The organism is Bacteroides sp. MSSM.1001136sp1_RTP21357st2_D2_RTP21359_211015 (assembly GCF_040913205.1).
GTDB classification, from domain to species: domain Bacteria; phylum Bacteroidota; class Bacteroidia; order Bacteroidales; family Bacteroidaceae; genus Bacteroides; species Bacteroides ovatus.
Genome location: NZ_JBDFVF010000025.1, coordinates 41,564 through 60,050 on the forward strand (window position 1 = coordinate 41,564; position 18,487 = coordinate 60,050).

Annotated in this window: 12 protein-coding genes; 10 read left to right on the forward strand and 2 right to left on the reverse strand. The window is 36.7% G+C overall.

The features are described from left to right. Positions 1-47: 47 nt before the first annotated feature. The 3 genes from AB5217_RS16230 to AB5217_RS16240 are packed head-to-tail and all read left to right on the forward strand — an operon-like array spanning position 48 to position 5,642. Complete coding sequence (locus AB5217_RS16230; RefSeq protein WP_032844960.1) at positions 48-2,765, forward strand: DEAD/DEAH box helicase family protein; 2,718 nt, start codon at positions 48-50, stop codon at positions 2,763-2,765. A 7-nt stretch (positions 2,766-2,772) separates the two neighbouring features. Next, the gene (locus AB5217_RS16235) at positions 2,773-4,203 is read left to right on the forward strand and encodes a class I SAM-dependent DNA methyltransferase (RefSeq protein ID WP_032844961.1); all 1,431 of its coding nucleotides are present in this window, start codon (positions 2,773-2,775) and stop codon (positions 4,201-4,203) included. Then, entirely contained in the window at positions 4,203-5,642 is a 1,440-nt protein-coding gene (locus AB5217_RS16240) for a restriction endonuclease subunit S (protein ID WP_258908189.1), read from the forward strand. The genes AB5217_RS16235 and AB5217_RS16240 overlap by 1 nt, the downstream gene beginning before the upstream one ends. Here AB5217_RS16240 and AB5217_RS16245 read toward each other — a convergent pair. Beyond that, on the reverse strand, positions 5,637-6,275 hold the full coding sequence (locus AB5217_RS16245) for a restriction endonuclease subunit S (RefSeq protein ID WP_234153970.1): 639 nt from the start codon (positions 6,273-6,275) through the stop codon (positions 5,637-5,639). The genes AB5217_RS16240 and AB5217_RS16245 overlap by 6 nt on opposite strands. On the opposite strand from AB5217_RS16245, the gene AB5217_RS16250 reads away from it, so the two are divergent. Then, positions 6,252-7,055 (forward strand): tyrosine-type recombinase/integrase, encoded by an 804-nt coding sequence (locus AB5217_RS16250; RefSeq protein WP_032844963.1) that lies wholly within the window; start codon positions 6,252-6,254, stop codon positions 7,053-7,055. The two genes, AB5217_RS16245 and AB5217_RS16250, sit on opposite strands and share 24 nt — an antisense overlap. A 30-nt stretch (positions 7,056-7,085) precedes the next feature. On the opposite strand, the gene AB5217_RS16255 is transcribed toward AB5217_RS16250, so the two are convergent. Further along, positions 7,086-8,384: a restriction endonuclease subunit S gene (locus tag AB5217_RS16255; RefSeq protein ID WP_080706971.1), complete on the reverse strand. Its 1,299-nt coding sequence runs from the start codon at positions 8,382-8,384 to the stop codon at positions 7,086-7,088. A gap of 349 nt (positions 8,385-8,733) precedes the next feature. Between AB5217_RS16255 and AB5217_RS16260 the strand changes: the two genes are divergently transcribed. From AB5217_RS16260 to AB5217_RS16285, 6 genes are all read left to right on the forward strand, one after another. Then, positions 8,734-11,004 (forward strand): AAA family ATPase, encoded by a 2,271-nt coding sequence (locus tag AB5217_RS16260; protein WP_229115811.1) that lies wholly within the window; start codon positions 8,734-8,736, stop codon positions 11,002-11,004. Continuing rightward, positions 11,001-12,047 carry a 5-methylcytosine-specific restriction endonuclease system specificity protein McrC gene (gene mcrC, locus AB5217_RS16265; protein ID WP_032854623.1) on the forward strand — a complete coding sequence of 349 codons (1,047 nt, stop codon included), beginning with the start codon at positions 11,001-11,003 and terminating at the stop codon, positions 12,045-12,047. The genes AB5217_RS16260 and mcrC overlap by 4 nt, the downstream gene beginning before the upstream one ends. Positions 12,048-12,208: 161 nt before the next feature. Beyond that, positions 12,209-12,751 carry an RNA polymerase sigma-70 factor gene (locus AB5217_RS16270; protein WP_008651269.1) on the forward strand — a complete coding sequence of 181 codons (543 nt, stop codon included), beginning with the start codon at positions 12,209-12,211 and terminating at the stop codon, positions 12,749-12,751. Positions 12,752-12,809: 58 nt separating this feature from the next. After that, positions 12,810-13,805 (forward strand): FecR family protein, encoded by a 996-nt coding sequence (locus AB5217_RS16275; RefSeq protein WP_004310976.1) that lies wholly within the window; start codon positions 12,810-12,812, stop codon positions 13,803-13,805. Between the two features lie 127 nt (positions 13,806-13,932). Beyond that, positions 13,933-14,880: a glycosyl hydrolase family 18 protein gene (locus tag AB5217_RS16280; RefSeq protein WP_032845179.1), complete on the forward strand. Its 948-nt coding sequence runs from the start codon at positions 13,933-13,935 to the stop codon at positions 14,878-14,880. Between the two features lie 264 nt (positions 14,881-15,144). Beyond that, a complete protein-coding gene (locus tag AB5217_RS16285; protein ID WP_004310974.1) occupies positions 15,145-18,486 on the forward strand; it encodes a TonB-dependent receptor in 3,342 nt (1,113 codons plus the stop codon). Position 18,487 lies beyond the last annotated feature (1 nt).

Genomic DNA, 18,487 nt, shown 5'->3' on the forward strand with positions numbered 1-18,487 from the left:
ACTTCCGATAATATAGCCTTATCGGAAGTTACAAAAAAGACACACACATGAAACCGGAAGAAAAGGCTCGAATAATAATTGACCGTATGCTTAATGATGCGGGTTGGGAAGTAGTTGATAGAAATCATTATTCTCCTGAAGTATCTGCTATAGCAGTCGAAGAAGGCTTGCTGAAAGGTAATCGTGAAGCTGACTATTTACTTTTTTTAAATGGTAAAGCTGTTGGCGTATTGGAAGCAAAGAAAGAATCTGTGTCAATTTATTCTGAAATTGTGGCAGACCAGGCTGAAAAATATACTAGAGGTGTACCTCATTGGTGTCAGGCTTGGATGAATCCTTTACCTTTAGTTTATTTGTCAAATGGAAGGGAACTGTTATTCAGAGATACCCGTGAAGTTGATTCTGAATATATTTCTTTGAATAAAATTCATTCTCCTAAAGAAATAGTAAAACTATTAGGACTTAAAGATGATTTTGCAGGACTTCCAACTTTAAAAAGGAAAGGATTAAGGGATTGCCAGTATGAAGCGATAACAAAATTAGAAAATAGTTTTCGTAGCGGGCATGATCGTGCATTGATGGTTTTGGCTACGGGAGCGGGAAAGACTTATACCGCATGTTTGGCTGCCTATCGTTTGTTGGCTTTCACTTCAATGAAGAGGGTTTTGTTTCTTGTTGACCGTAATAATCTTGGAAAACAGGCAGAAGGAGAATTTGGAACATTCCGTTTGACAGAAAATGGTGATCCGTTTAATACCATATTTGGGGTAGAAAGATTGAAAACCGCGAAAATCCCAAATGATGCCAATGTTGTTATCGCTACTATACAGCGTTTATTTTCTTTATTGTCCGGAGACGATTTTATAGATGATGATAATGAAGCGGATTATGTTGTCGACGGCACTAGAAATATGAATTTGCCAGTTCATCCTAACTTGCCCCCGGATTACTTTGATTTGATAATTATTGATGAGTGCCATCGCTCTATTTATGGTAGTTGGCGAAGTGTGCTTGAATATTTTAGTTCTGCAAAAATGATTGGGTTAACAGCTACTCCTGCTGTTGAAACATTAGCCTTCTTTAATAACAACTTAATAGTGAACTACACTCTTGAAAAGTCAATAGTTGATGGTGTCAATGTTGATTATAGGGTGTTCCGTATTAAAACACAAGTAACCGAAGATGGCGGTGCAATTCGCGAGGGGGATAAAGTACGTAAAATAACCCGCTATACAGGTAAAACTGAAAATATCGAAACACAGGAAACGACTACTTATACAAGACAAGAACTGAATAGGAGTATTATTAATCCTGCTCAAATAAAGTTGATTTTAGAGACATATAGAGATGCGGTTTATACAGAAATGTTTAATGATCCCCAAAGAGAACCTAATTTTGACTATTTACCTAAGACATTAATATTTGCTTTGAATGATGCTCATGCACGTAATATTGTTAAAATAGCGAAGGAAGTCTTTGGACGTGAAGATGATACGTTTGTGCAGAAAATCACTTATTCGGCTGGAGATAGTAATGAATTGATACGTCATTTTCGTAATGATAAGGAGTTCCGCATTGCTGTAACTGTGACTTTGGTTGCTACTGGAACAGACGTGAAGCCTTTGGAAGTGGTGATGTTTATGCGTGATGTCGAGTCTGACTCTCTTTATACTCAGATGAAAGGTAGGGGAGTACGTACAATTGGTGATGAGCAACTGCGTAATGTTACTCCAAATGCTCATAGTAAAGATTTGTTTTTCTTAGTCGATGCGGTGGGAGTAACAGAACATGAGCATTATGTAACAACTTCTGGAGCGGGAAGCAATGCTGAAACATTATTGTCTTTAAGGCAACTTTTAGAGCGTATCTCTCATGGTGAACTGCCGGATGAACATCTGCGATTGTTGGCTAGCCGTCTGTCAAGAATACATAATAAGGCAAATGAAGAACAGAGGAATGAGTTTATAAGATTGGCTGGTACAGATATGCGGGATATGGCATCTCGTATATATGAAGCTTTGGATAATAATCTGTTGCCGGAATATGTGAATATAAACGAACCGAATAACGAACGGAAAGGCTTGGTGCGTCCTCTCGCTATTCATCCCGATGCCCGTGAATATCTGTGTATTCTGAACGCCGGATTTGTCACAATTTTAATGCCCGGTGAAGATACATTGATTGAGAAAGGATTTTCCATAGAGGAAGCTCACGACACGACTCAGGCGTTTGAACAATATGTAAATGAACATAGAGATGAGATAGAGGCTTTACGCATTATTTATAACAATAACGGAGAATCTATCACTTATGCAATGCTTAAGGATTTGGAGAATCGGATGAAAATGGAGAATTACAAGTTTACTCCTTCTCAATTATGGAATACATACTCTATTGTTAACCCTTCCAATGTAGTACATTTTGGGACGAAAGAAGAAAAAGAAGCTTTGACTAATATTATTCAGTTAGTCAGATATGCTTATCATCAGGTGACAGAACTTCGTAGCCTGTCATCAATGGCTGCCCAACGTTTTGAATTGTGGTGTGGGCAGATACAGCGTACAATGACTGAGGCTCAAAAGAATACTATCCGTCAGATTGTGAACTATATTGTAGCGAATGGTTCTTGTACAATAAAAGAAATAAAGGAAGATGATAAAACAATAGCGCTTCAGATGATACGTAAGTTTGGTACTATAGCAGCGGTGAATGAGGCTATTGTTTCATTATCTCAGTTTTTAATTTATAATAGAAAAGTAGCATAAAATTAATATGGCAAAATCAAATTCGAATGAGCAAGGTCTGACTAAAAAGGTTTGGACACTTGCCACTACGTTAGCGGGGCAAGGTATTGGATTTACCGATTATATAACCCAACTGACTTATTTGTTATTTCTGAAAATGGATGATGAAAACGTTAAATTGCTTGACGAAGAATCAGCCATACCTGAAGGATATCGTTGGGAAAACCTGATAGAATTGGATGGTCTTGATTTGATAGGTCAGTATGAAAATACATTGAGAATACTGAGTGAGCAGGATAATCTGATTGGTACTATCTATACGAAAGCTCAAAACAAAATAGATAAGTCTGTATATTTAAAGAAAGTCATAACAATGATTAATGAGGAGCAATGGCTTATAATGGATGGTGATGTTAAGGGGGCTATTTATGAAAGTATTTTAGAGAAGAATGGACAAGATAAAAAGAGTGGAGCAGGTCAGTATTTTACTCCTCGTTCTCTTATATCGGCAATGGTTGATGTAACTCGTCCTCAGATTGGGGAAACGGTTTGTGACCCGGCTTGTGGAACTGGTGGTTTTCTTTTGGCTGCTTATGACTACATGAAAAAACAATCACAAGACAAAGGCAAACGGGACTTTTTGCGGAATAAAGCTCTACATGGTTCGGATAATACTCCTTTGGTTGTTACATTAGCTTCGATGAACTTGTATCTTCATGGTGTTGGTACTGACCGAAGTCCTATCATATGTCAGGACTCTTTAGAAAAAGAACCTAATATACTAGTGAATGTCATTCTTGCTAATCCGCCTTTTGGAACTCGTCCTTCTGGTTCTGTCGACATTAATCGAAGTGATTTTTATGTTGAAACGAAAAATAACCAATTGAATTTCTTACAGCATATAATGCTTTCGCTCAAAACAGGCGGACGTGCAGCGGTTGTTTTGCCTGATAACGTACTGTTTGAAGGTGGAGCTGGAGAAGTGATTCGTAAGAAACTACTTTCAGAATTTAATTTACATACTATTTTGCGTTTGCCGACTGGTATATTTTATGCTCAAGGTGTAAAAGCTAATGTGTTATTCTTTACAAAAGGTAGTAGTACGAAGGATATTTGGTTTTATGATTATCGTACAGATGTAAAGCATACATTGGCTACTAATCCAATGCAAAGGCATCATCTTGATGATTTCGTTTCGTGTTATCATGCGGAGGATATAAATGCTCGTGTAGAAACATATAATGCTGAAACTAATCCGAATGGGCGTTGGCGTAAATATAGTTGTGATGAAGTAATAACTCGTGACAAAACCAGCCTTGATGTATCTTGGATAAAACAGGGAGGGGATGAAGTAGACTATTCATTATCAGAATTAATTGATATTCTCAAAGAGAAAAGTGATAACATAAGTAAAGCGGTGGCTGAACTTCAAAAATTAATGGCAAATATCGAGGACTAATGGACACAAAGAAACTACGACAGAAAATATTAGACCTCGCTATTAGAGGAAAACTTGTCCCACAAGATCCAAATGATGAACCTGCATCTGTTTTACTTGAACGTATTAAGGAAGAGAAAGAACGTTTGATAAAGGAGGGAAAGATAAGGAAAAGTAAGAAAACAGTTTCTTCTGATACGCCACATTATGGGAATGTGCCGTTTGAGGTGCCGGATGGATGGTGTTGGTGCAAACTGGACGATTTAGCATTTTATAAAAAAGGACCATTTGGCAGTAGTCTTACTAAATCTATGTTTGTGCCAGATTCTCCTAATGCTTATAAAGTTTATGAACAAAAGAATGCCATAAGTAAGGATGCTACGTTAGGACACTATTTTATAGACAAAGACAAGTATGATGAACTCAAAGGATTTGCGGTTCAACCAGAAGACATTATTGTTAGTTGCGCAGGGACGATTGGGGAAACATACGTGCTGCCACTCAATATTAGAGAGGGTATTATTAACCAAGCTCTTATGACCATTAGACTTTTTGATAAGTCCATTTCTAATTTCTATTTGCTTTACTTTGATTTCATTCTTAAAAGAGAGGCTGCAAAGGAAAGCAAGGGTACTGCAATCAAGAACATTCCACCTTTCGACATTCTAAAGAACTTCTTTATACCATTACCGCCCCCAAAAGAACAGATTAGAATAATCGAAAAAGTATCTTATTGGCTATCATTCGTTGATGCCATTGATAGTGAAGAATCCGAAATGAGTAATCTCATTTCAAAAACGAAATCCAAGATTCTTGACCTCGCCATTCACGGCAAACTTGTACTACAAGACCCGAATGATGAGCCAGCCATTGAACTGTTGAAGCGCATAAATCCCGACTTCACACCTTGTGATAACGGGCATTATACGCAGTTGCCTGATGGTTGGTGCTACTCAACGATAAAAGAGGTGTTCATGATCAATCCTAAAAATAAGGTAGATGATAATGTTGAAGCTGGTTTTGTTCCGATGGCCAATATCACTGATGGTTACAATAATACTTTTAAATACGAGGCTAGACGCTGGGACAAAATCAAAACTGGTTTTACGCATTTCGCAGACGGAGACATTGCAGTTGCGAAAATATCTCCATGTTTAGAAAATAGAAAGTCAGTAGTTCTAAAAGGTCTGCCAAATGGTATTGGCGTAGGCACTACTGAACTCCATGTATTTAGGTCTCAATTTATGGATGCTCAATATGGACTTTATTTCTTTAAATCAGATTATTTCATAAGCCAATGTGTAGGTTCTTTTAATGGAGTTGTAGGTCAACAAAGAGTAAGTAAAAATATCATTGAAAATATAATTATCGCTATTCCTCCAATAAATGAACAAAAACGAATTGTTTATACAGTCTGTAAAATATTCGCACAATTAGATACGATAATGGAGAGTTTATAAGCTCTCCATTATCGTATCTAAAGAGGTGAAAATCGATTCTATTCTGTTAACTATTCGCTCCTGTTCAGAGAGTGAAGGTATGTGTACAGGTATTGATAAAAAATTATCAAGAATCAGATTGTGTAACCCAGTAGTCTGTGTTTGCATCAATCTCATAGCTCCTTTCTGATATATAGCCAGAATATAATAGTACAGAAACTTGCTTAATATGGTGTTGCTATGCTTTATTCTTAATACCATTGTAAAATTACTGAATGAAAAAACGCCACTTTCACCTTCATAGAGTATTGTTCTTCCTACAGGATTATTATCACTACCGCCTGATTTCTCTACAATTAAATCACCATTCATTAAATGGCGTTTAGAAAAAGTTCGTTGTTCAACATCAATATACTCAATATTTGAATAGTCCAATTTAAAGTCTTTTGTAAAATTTGCATTGCGTATAACACCCACATGGACAAATGGTTCTTGCTTTCCTTTCCACAATCCATTGATGTTTTCGCATAAATCTTTAAGTGTCGTAGTACACCAACCATCAGGCAACTGCGTATAATGCCCGATACGTTTTGCTATATTGTTACTGTATTCATTATAAATCAATGCAATATGGTAACAAAATTCAAAAATCATTTGGCAAAAACGAATCTTGCCAAGAACACCGTCACATCATATGTGTGGACGGTACAGTATTTCCTTAATCATTATGGAGAGGTGAACAAGAAGAACCTTTTGGCGTACAAAGGGTATTTGGTAGAGAATTTCAAACCTCAGACAGTCAATCTACGGTTACAGGGGATTAACAAGTATCTGGAGTTTACAAAACAAGAAAAGCTCAAAGTAAAGTTCGTAAAAGTACAGCAAAAGAACTTCTTGGAAAATGTTATTAGCGATGCAGATTACAAATTTCTCAAAGCCCAGCTTAAAGTTGACGGTTACGAGGAGTGGTATTTTATCGTGTGGTTTATGGCCGCTACCGGAGCACGTGTCAGCGAATTACTCCACATCAAAGCAGAACATATCAAGGTGGGCTATCTTGACCTGTACAGCAAAGGTGGAAAGGTTCGACGGCTATACATTCCCAAGAATCTACGAACAGAAGCAGAAAAATGGTTGAAGAATCAAGGCTTAACATCCGGCTATATCTTTCTGAACCGTTTCGGACAGCGCATTACCACTCGTGGAATTGCATATCAACTCAAACATTTTGCCGAAAAATATGGAATGAACAAGGAAGTAGTTTATCCTCATTCATTCCGTCACCGTTTCGCCAAAAACTTCCTCGACCGCTTTAATGACCTTGCTCTACTTGCCGACCTTATGGGACATGAAAGTATTGAAACCACTCGTATCTATCTTCGCAGGACAGCCAGCGAACAGCAGAAAATTGTGGATAAAGTGGTGAATTGGTAGATCAACATCAGCCCTTAGAAGTGTATTCTGCTACACTTCTAAGGAATTTTGAATGTTGTCAAGAACAGAAAATAGCTCTTTTATTTTTTGAACGATTCGTTGTTGTTCTTTAATAGGTGGTAGAGGAATAAATGTATTTACAATTATTTCCTTAGATATATTTGGTTGTGCTCCGCCACCTCCTTTTGCTATAAAAGCACTCCTTTGAAACAATAAAAAATAGAAGAGGTATAATTGGGCAATGGCATTAAACTCTATACAAGCGCAACATGCTTGATTTGTGGTAGCAGGGAAAGTTAATATTCCTAATTTCCCAATCGTTGCACCATACATTGCTATTAACACACTCCCTGTAGGATTGATTTTAGCAGAAGAATTTAAGACGGCTTCCTCTGTTATACTTTCAGGAATATCCGTAATCAATCCGTCATTTAAATCTCCTGTTTTAAGCCATGGTATATTTCCACCATAATAAGATTTATTTGAACGGCTAGGTGTACCACCAGATTGCCATATTCCAATTGTCCCTAAATTTGTTTGACACCATCCTTGTGGCAACTTCTCACTATGCCCGTTATCACAAGGTGTGAAGTCTGGATTTATGCGCTTCAATAGCTCAATGGCAGGCTCGTCATGCGGGTCTTGCAGTACTAACTTTCCATGAATAGCAAGGTCGAGGATTTTGCTCTTGGTTTGCTTGATAGTTGTTTGTAAATTAGCTTTGCCTTGTTCTATTTGGTCAATCAACGCAAACCATTTCTCTATTTCTACCACAATACGTTGTTGTTCGGCAAGAGGAGGAAGCGGAAATGATAAATCCGACAATACCCCGATATATAATTCCTTTTGATTGGTACTTCCTGCAAGATTATCCTCCAAATGCCGTTGTATAAGTTGCGATGAGATATAAGCAAAAACAAACTCAGATTTAATCTCGTTTGTTGTCCTTATAACTGAGACATGAGAATCTGGCACAACAAAAGGATAATTCTTCAAATAGCTTTCGTGGAAAAGTCTTGTTCGTCCAACTGTTCCAGTTCCTGTTGAATTGACAAGCACATCTCCTGTTTTTAGCTTGTATTCCTCGCTCCACTTACAAATTGTAGATGGGTCTAAGAAGCGTGCTTGCTCTAAAGATATACCGCCTTCTTTTAGATTACATTTTTGAGCAAATACAGGATAGGTTTTATCCGTATCTGAATACTTTGGGGACTTACCTCTAGATAAGAACAAACATATTTCTTCTAGTGTCGTCCACACCCAATTATCTGGAATTTCAAACGGCACGTTCTCATAATGTGGCTTATGTGGTTTTAAAGTAATAAACAAAAGTGGTTTATTGCATGAGTATTATTAATAGCGACAATATTATTCTGTGTAATATAGATAGTAGGTATATTTCAATAAAAAAACACAGGTGTTTACTATATTAAAATAACTATTCTGTATCTTTGTGACTTAAAAAGTAATTCACGGGCAGGTGATTTTGTTTTTATAAAGGTGTTTGTTCTGTTGTAGGGTGATTTTGATTACATTGTTGAAAGAATTGGACATGATAAAATAAGGCATTGGAAGGTGAATTAATGAAGAAAAGTTCTAATACTATTTGAGTATGATTGACAGAAGACAGATATATCAAGATTTTCAAGCTGCTTTTCCGAAAAAACATCTTGTAAAAATGACACTTACACAATATACAAATCTCGAAAGACAGAATTCGTTTTGTTATTGGGTTGAATCTAAAACATATGATTTAGGTTCTATTTGGGGTGGCTCTTCTTATAAGTTTGGTATTTATGAATATAGAAACAAACCCAATAAGAATGATTCTCGTATTGTTAGCAATGATAAGTATGCTTGGTATAACAAATATGATAAACAGACTGCTGATGAAGCTTTTGCTATTGTCAGAAGCACTATATTTAAAATAGCAGAACATGCGGGCAAAGGTGAATTGGAAGCAATAGAGAAAATAGATGAGTTAGGCGATGCTTACAAATGGAAAATAGCATTTTTATATTCAGATGAGACTTTAATACCAGTATATAAGCGTGATATGTTGGTTAAGTTGGCTAGTTATTTTGGTATGTCTGTCACAAATAAAACTAAAATTTCTGATTTGCAAAGGTTCCTGATAGAACAGAAAGGCGAAAAAGACCTTTTCGAATTTTATGAGGAGTTACTAAATATTGTAAATGAATTAGATAGTTCAAATATGGAACATAAGATTTGGTTATACGCTCCGGGAGAAAATGCATCTAAGTGGGATGTGTGTTTATCTCAAAACATAATGTGTATTGGTTGGGATGATATGGGTAACCTTTTGGAATACTCTTCTAAGAAAGAAATGGCAGCTAAATTGCAGGATATATATGGCAAGCCGGGATCCTCGTTTAAAAATGATAGTTTGGCATTATGGGAGTTTGCTTATGAGATGCAAGTGGGTGATATTGTTATAGTCAAAAAGGGACAGAATCAAATAATAGGGCGTGGTATTGTGAAAAGTGACTATACTTTTGATGATTCTTTCTCTGATTTTAAGCATGTTCGTAAAATGCAATGGACGAATGTCGGAGAATGGGAGACAGTAGGCAAGAATGTCCAAAAGACTTTGACCGATATAACCAAGCAGCCGGATTCTGTGAAATCTTTGGAGAAGCTATTTGAAAATAAATCTCAAAAACAATATTGGTGGCTTGTGGCAAGTCCTAAAATATGGAGCTTTTCGAAAACTCCGGTTGGCGAAATACAAGACTATACTCTTTATAATGATAGTGGAAATCAACGAAGGGTATTCCAAAATTTTATTGATGCAAAAGAAGGAGATGTTGTTATTGGCTATGAAGCTACTCCTGTTAAACAGGTGGTAGCTATTGCAGAAATAGCCAAATCTGCCGATGGACAAAAAATATATTTCAAAAAGACTGAGAGCTTATTGAATCCTGTTGATTATTCAGTTATAAAGGATATACCGGGATTAAGTGGCATGGAATTCCTGAAGAATAAGAACGGCTCGTTTTTCAAACTGACAAAAGACGAGTATAACATATTGATGAAATTAATACGTGGCGGAAATCCTATGCATAATCCTCAATATTCCGAAACAAATTTTTTGGATAATGTATTTATAAAATCAGAAGAGTATAACAAATTGAGAAACCTGTTGTTGGCAAAGAAAAATGTCATATTACAAGGCGCTCCGGGTGTTGGTAAAACGTATTCGGCTAGGCGTCTGGCTTATTCTATTATAGGGGAAGAAGATAGAACTAAAATAGAGTTCATTCAATTTCATCAGAATTATTCCTACGAGGATTTTGTGATGGGATATAAGCCAAAAGAAGATGGTGGTTTTGAACTTAGACGAGGGGTATTCTATAATTTCTGCCGGAAAGCCCAAAGTGATCCGGATAAGAAGTATTTCTTTATTATTGATGAAATTAATAGAGGAAATATGAGTAAGATTTTTGGTGAGTTACTGATGCTTATTGAAAAAGATTATCGGGGCGAAAAACATCAAATCCGTCTTGCATACAATGATGAGTATTTTTTTGTACCGGAGAATCTTTACATCATAGGTATGATGAATACGGCAGACCGTAGCCTGGCTATGATTGATTACGCTTTACGTCGTCGGTTCAGTTTCTTTGATATGGTGCCGGGATTTGATTCGGATGGTTTCAAAAAGTATCAGGAGAATCTTGATTGTGACGCCTTTAATAGGGTGATTGATGCCATCAAAGCTCTGAATGTTGAGATTGCTAAAGATGATTCACTCGGAAAAGGCTTTTGTATCGGTCATAGTTATTTCTGTAATCAGGAATCTATTGATGATATGTGGCTTGGAAATGTGATTGAATATGATATTGCCCCTATGTTACGCGAATATTGGTTTGACAATGATAAGAAATTCAAAGAAGAAACAGACAAATTATTGAGCCTGATAAAATGACAATAGACAAAGGTATATTCATTCGCAATATCTATTATATGTTGACTTATGCTTTTCAAGAGCTTAAGCAGAATAACTATGAAGAAATAGCAGGTGAAGAATTTGACGAGATTCATGATTTATTTGCCGAAATTCTAGTTCGTGGCATTTCGTATCAACTTAAGCAAGGGTTACATAAAGAATATATTTCCTGTCATGGTTCATTATCTACGTTAAAGGGCAAGCTTGATATAAATGGTACTATCAATAATTTGATGCGAAAACAACAGAAAATAGATTGTGAGTATGATGAATTATCAGAGAATAACAAATTTAATCAGATATTAAAGACGACTGTTCAATTCTTGCTGAAACATCCGAATGTCAAATCGGACAGGAAAGCTTCGTTGAAGCGTCTTATGCTTTTCTTTAGCAATGTAGAAGTTATTGATATTCCGACGATAAACTGGACTACTATGCGCTTTGATAGAAATTGTAAGACTTATCAGATGCTTCTATATGTTTGTTATTTCATTCTCGACGGGATGTTAATGACTACGGAAAAGGGTACGTATAAAATGAGGGATTTCTCCGATGAACATATGTGTAGGCTTTACGAGAAGTTTGTTTTGGAATATTACCGAAAGCATTATCCGGAATTAAAAGCAAAGGCTACTCAAATAGACTGGAATATTGATAAAGAACAGTCTACTTCCAGCATTCTTCCTATAATGCGGACGGATATAACGTTGACATTTAAAGAGAGAATATTGATTATTGATACCAAATATTATAGTAAATCAATGCAATGTCAATTTGACAAGAGAACTATTCATTCTAATAACCTGTATCAAATTCATTCTTATGTAATGAATTATGATGTTAATCATGCTGGGAACGTGGATGGAATGTTGCTGTATGCCAAGACAGAAGAAGATATAACACCTGATGGACAGACGACATTTAGGGATGGGAATATCATATATTACCGGACACTTGATCTGAATCAGGATTTTGAGAATATCAAGAAACAATTGGATGGATTTCTAGTACATGGTCTATAACTATTATTGGTGTAATACTTCGCTTGCCATGATATAACAGAGAAATCATCCCCTATCTAATTTATAGTAATATTTTATTAAAAATAAAACCATTATTACTTTCAATTCTAGATAAGTTACTCTATCTTTGTAAGGTAACACAAACAAAAGTGTAACCTTATATGAATCAAGACCATTGTTTAGTAGAACAGTTTGAAATGATATTTAGAGCTCATTTCTCTTCAGTGAAGTTTTTTATCAATATGTTTCTTAAATCGGAAGCAGATGCGGAAGATTTGGCTCAAGATGTATTTACCAAATTATGGACTAATTTTGAGACGTGGCAAAATAATGATGGAAAAGAAGGGTATATATACGCTATGGCAAAAAATGTTGCATTTGATTTTATCAAGCACAAAAGACTGGAAAATGATTATCGGGAGGAACAAATAAAGAAAAGTACAATTAAGGATTTGTTAGGCTTCTCAGATCCGTTAAATTCGCTTTATTATAAAGAAATGCAACTAATAATAAGAATGGCTCTTGAAAACTTTCCTGAACGTCGCAGAAGGATTTTTGAGATGAGCCGTTTCAATAATATGAGCAATCAGGAGATTGCATTATCCTTACATCTTTCTGTTCGTACAATAGAGCATCAGATATATTTGTCGCTTCAAGTTTTAAAGAGAATCATTTTAATTTTATTTTTCCTGTATTTTCTTTAAGTAGCTGGAATGTTTCAATCGTTATATATGAAATTTCAAAATCTAATATAATGATAACATGAAGAATTATTTTCAGAAAATATTATCCCTTTTTGCCCGACATAATTATTCGGAACAAACAAATCAAATGTTTTACAGGTGGTTGGTTGATAATGAATATGAAAAAGAAAAGGATGAAGCATTACAGGAGCTTTATCTAGAAGCAAGAAAAAAAGGAAAAGTATTCGACCTGGAGAAATCACTGGAACGTTGGAAGTTAGATAACAATCTTACACATGTTCAACCTCAACAAAAGTCCGATAAAAAACTGTTTATGCGATTGTGGCAATCGGTAGCTGTTATATTATTAATAGTATCTATATCTTTAGGATATCTGCTTTGTAAGGCAGAAAAAGACGATTCAGGAATAACTCAGCAATGCATATCGGGCACTCAGATGAAGACATTTTTTTTGCCTGACGGAAGTCGGGTAAGCATGAATTCGAGGAGTATGTTATTATATCCCGAACAATTTACAGGAAAGTACCGTAGTGTTTTTCTAATTGGCGAAGCTAATTTTAAAGTAAAAGCTAATAAAAACAAACCGTTTATTGTCAAAACCAATGATTTTCAAATAACAGCTTTGGGAACCGAGTTTAATGTATCCGCATATACTGAAGATAATAATGTTTTTACAACTCTAATAACAGGGAGTGTTCTTGTGGAATTTGACGACTTGGGCAAAAAGAAGTTGCTTAAGCCAAATGAACAATTGGTGTATAATAGGAAGAGCCGTCAAGATACTCTGACTTATCCTGATATGAAAGATGTGACAGCATGGCAAAAAGGTGAGTTGGTATTTAATCGAAAGACTATAACGGAGATTATAACGATATTGGAACGTAAGTACGATTGTAAGTTCTTTTATAATCAGCATAGCTTAAAGAATGATCGTTATAGTTTCAGGTTTAAAGATAATCCACCTTTGTCTGAAGTTATGGATGTTATTGTTGATGTAGCAGGAGATTTATGTTTTAAGATAGAACATGATAAATGCTATATTATGCAGAAATAATTTTGATATTAGAAAGTTAAAGCGGTGGAAGGTATGTCGAATAACTAAAACGGAGAAAGGAGGAATTATTAAGCTTTTAGAACGCATTACCTAAGCAAAATAGTAACCATATAAAAAGTAATACTATATGAAAAATTTGAAATACTTCTTGTTACTCGTTGTAGCAATGGTGGCAGGAACTTTGATCATAAGTTGCAGTAGTGATGACTACATGGGAGAGGCACAACAACAAGGTATTTCGCCAACTACTTGCGGCGTCAGCGACAAGATGCCGAAGTTGACTACTTATATTGAAACTAATGATGTAAATCCTCTAAATGCAGGAGAGTACTATTTTACAGGTACGGATCCGCAAGAGCAGGTGATTGATAATGTGATTCTGTTTGCTTCTAATATTCGGGGTGCGGCTAGTACTGTTCAATTGTATCATAACAATAATCAGTCTCATATATTGACCAATGCCGGTACGCTTATCGCTCCTTTACAACAGAAAGGTATCAGAGTCTCTTTAGGGCTGTTGGGTGATCACACCGGAGTGGGGTTCTGTAACTTGACACCGGCTATGATTGAAAGTTTTGCACAACAGATTGCCGCTTGTGTTAAGCAATACAATTTAGATGGTGTGGATTTTGATGATGAATATGCAGACTATTGGAAGGCACCTTCTAATTTACCTTCACCAAGTACTACGATTTTTGGAAATCTTGTAAAAAGAGTGCGTCAGTTGTTGCCTGATAAACTGATTACAGTATTCAGTTTTGGTGGTTATACAAATTTTGATGCGACTACAATGAATGCCATTAGTTACATGTGGCCTGATTTCGGGGCGGATTGGAGTACTCCGGCCGGATTAGGGAATAGCAAATGGGCAAAGATGTCAATACACTGTACGGATGGTAGACCAAGTGCAGGTGTGATACAAAGTAGCGCTGCAAATTATAGTGGCTATGGCGCCATTATGATGTTCAATCTACGCGAGTCCGGTCAAACAAGCTTAATGAATAACTTTGCTTCAAGAGTTTGGGGAGGCAAGACCGTATCTCGTACGACGACTATCTATGCGAAGAATTATTAAGATATCAGGACGCTCCATGTGAATGAATTGAAGACTGGAAGTGATAGACTTTCAGAGAAGGACACTTCCGGTCTTTTATAAATTAACCTGAATATACAAACTGCAGATGCCTTTCATTTGTTGATAGGCACTGCTTAATAATAAAGATATATGTGAAAAAGTATCTATGCCAGGAATCTTCCTGCCTTGGATATGAAATCGAAAATTAAAACAGATAGACATGTGTTGCGAATAAAAAAGTTAGCAAACTAATACTTAAAATTCATGTTACACAGTTATACATTGAAAAATGATAAGAAGGCAAAAGGGATAAGATTTGTGTTGTTTTTATTTATGGTTGTAATACAAGCTACAGCTTTTGCCCAAGGTGGTATGAAAATTACTATTCAAAAAGAAAATATAACTGTTATTGAAGCACTGAAAGAAGTGGAGAAGCAATCAAAGCTTTCAGTAGGATATAACGATTCGCAATTAATTGATAAACCGGCTATCAATCTCAATTTGAAAAATATTGATTTGGAAAAAGCCCTCTCGATTATCCTTAAAGGAACAGGATTTACTTATGGAATTAAAAGAAATTATATTAATATTATTCCTCAACCAAAGACTGGAACTGTGGTTGTTAAACAGGTAACAGGAAGGGTTGTTGATGAGAAAAATGAACCACTGATAGGAGTAAATATACGGGTAGAAGGGACTGATGATGGAACTGTTACTGATTTGGAGGGTAAGTACGTCATAAAAGCTTCTATAGGTAGTATATTAAGCTTTACTTATATTGGCTATATTTCGTCTTATGTAAAAATAGCAGATAAGAATGTGTACAATATACAAATGTCTGCTAACGTAGAGGCGCTAAATGAAGTAGTTGTAACTGCCTTGGGTATCAAGAGGGAACAAAAGGCTCTGAGTTACAATGTACAACAGGTAAAATCCGACCAGTTGACAAATGTCAAGGATGCAAACTTTATTAATAGCCTGAATGGTAAAGTCGCAGGAGTTAATATAAACAGTAGTTCTTCAGGAGTAGGTGGAGCTAGCAAGGTGGTGATGCGTGGTACAAAGTCGATAGAACAAAGCAGTAATGCATTGTATGTTATTGACGGTATTCCCATGTTTAATTTCGGAGGTGGCGGTAGTATGGAGAATGGTTCACAGGGAGTGACTGAGAGCATTGCCGACATCAATCCGGATGACATTGAAAGTATCTCAGTGCTGACTGGAGCAGCAGCTGCCGCCCTTTATGGAAGTAATGCGGCAAATGGAGCCATCGTTATTAATACGAAACGTGGCAAAGTTGGTAAATTGCAGGTTTCTGTGTCTAGTAATACCGAATTCGCTAAACCATTCGTACTTCCACATTTTCAAAATCGCTATGGTACAGGCAGTTCGGGAAAAGCAGGTAATTCTACTACGTTGAGTTGGGGGACTTTATTAAATGACGCATCTCGTAGAAACTATGAACCACGTGATTTCTTTGATACGGGGATAACTTATACCAATTCCATTACATTATCAACGGGAACAGATAAGAATCAGACCTTCTTTTCTGCTGCTGCGGTTAATTCGGAAGGGATTGTACCAAACAACCGTTACAACCGTTTTAATTTCACCTTCCGTAACACTACAAACTTTCTGAATGACAGGATGAAGCTTGATGTAGGTGCAAGTTATATTATTCAGAATGACCGCAATATGACTAATCAAGGTGCTTACTCAAATCCGATAGTTCCTGTTTATTTGTTTCCACGTGGCGACGACTTTAATTTGATAAAAGTGTTCGAACGTTGGGATCCGGCCCGTAAGATTAAAACTATGTTTTGGCCTCAAGGGGAAGGAGACTTGCGGATGCAGAATCCTTATTGGATCGCTTATCGCAATTTACGGACGAATGACAAGAAGCGTTATATGCTGTCTGTCTCTTTAAGTTATGATATTACAGACTGGCTGAATATTTCAGGGCGTGTTCGGGTTGATAATTCCAGTACCAAATATGAACAAAAATTATATGCAAGTTCCAATACTACTCTTACTGAAGGTAGTGCACAGGGATTTTATGCTATATCTAAACCTGACGAAACACAAGTGTATGCTGATGCGTTGGCAAATATAAATAAACGTTTGGGTGATTATTCTATTGTGGTCAATATCGGGGCGAGCATCGTAGATAATAAGTATGACGAATTGAGTTATCGTGGGCCGATACGTGCCAATGGTATTCCCAATGTTTTTAATGTGTTTGATCTTGACAATACGCAGAAAAAAGCACGTCAGGATGAATGGGAAGAACAGACGCAGTCTATATTTGCCAGTGCTGAAGTAGGGTGGAAGAGTATGCTTTATCTTACGCTGACCGGACGTAATGACTGGGCGTCACAGTTGGCAAACTCATCTTCTACTTGTTTCTTTTATCCGTCAATTGGACTTTCGGCTGTCGTCTCTGAAATGGTGAAACTACCTTCTTTCGTTGATTATCTGAAAGTGCGCAGTTCGTTTAGTTCGGTGGGTATGCCTTATCCTCGTAACTTGACATCGCCTACTTTTGAGTATGACGAAACTACTCAAACGTGGAAGCCGAAAACACATTATCCCATTGGTGACCTTAAACCTGAACGGACCGATTCATGGGAATTAGGCTTGGATATGCGGCTTTTCAAGGACTTTAATCTCAGTTTGTCATGGTATTTGGCTAATACGTTTAATCAGACGTTCGATCCGAAAATTTCCGTATCATCCGGATATACTACCATTTACCTTCAAACAGGATATGTACGTAACCAGGGAGTAGAGCTTTCATTTGGTTACGGACATACATGGAAGAAAGATTTTCGCTGGCAAAGTAATTTTACATTAAGCCATAACAAGAACAAAATTATAGAATTGGTAAAGGACTATATACATCCGGAGACTGGTGAGCCTATAAATAAAGATCGGCTGGATGTAGGCGGACTCGGAAAGGCCAGATTCATATTGAAAACAGGAGGTTCGCTGGGTGACCTTTACACACAGTCTGATTTGAAGCGGGACGACAATGGAATGGTAGAAATTTCTCCTGCGGGTACATTAGTAACAGTGAATAATCGACCTGATATTAAATTAGGAAGTGTTTTCCCTAAATGTAATTTGGCATGGAACAATCAGTTTTCATGGAAAGGGTTTAATATCAGTGCTTTAGTTACTGCACGTATAGGCGGTATTGTTTATTCGGCTACTGCAGCGGCCATGGATCAATATGGGGTATCTGAAAGTTCGGCGGTTGCCCGTGATAATGGTGGGGTATTAGTGAATGGACGTAATAGGGTGGATGCGCAGACATGGTTCACGGCTATCGGTTCACAAAGTGGTCTGCCACAGTATTATACTTATAGTGCTACCAATATTCGATTGCAGGAGGCGGCTATCGGTTACACGCTTCCACGTAAATGGTTGCATGATGTATGCGATATTCAGTTGTCTGTTGTGGGACGCAATCTCTGTATGATTTATAATAAAGCTCCTTTTGATCCGGAAGCCGTTGCAACGACTGGTAACTATTATCAAGGGATCGACTTTTTCATGTTGCCGAGTACCCGTAATGTCGGTTTGAATGTGAAAATCAACTTTTAAC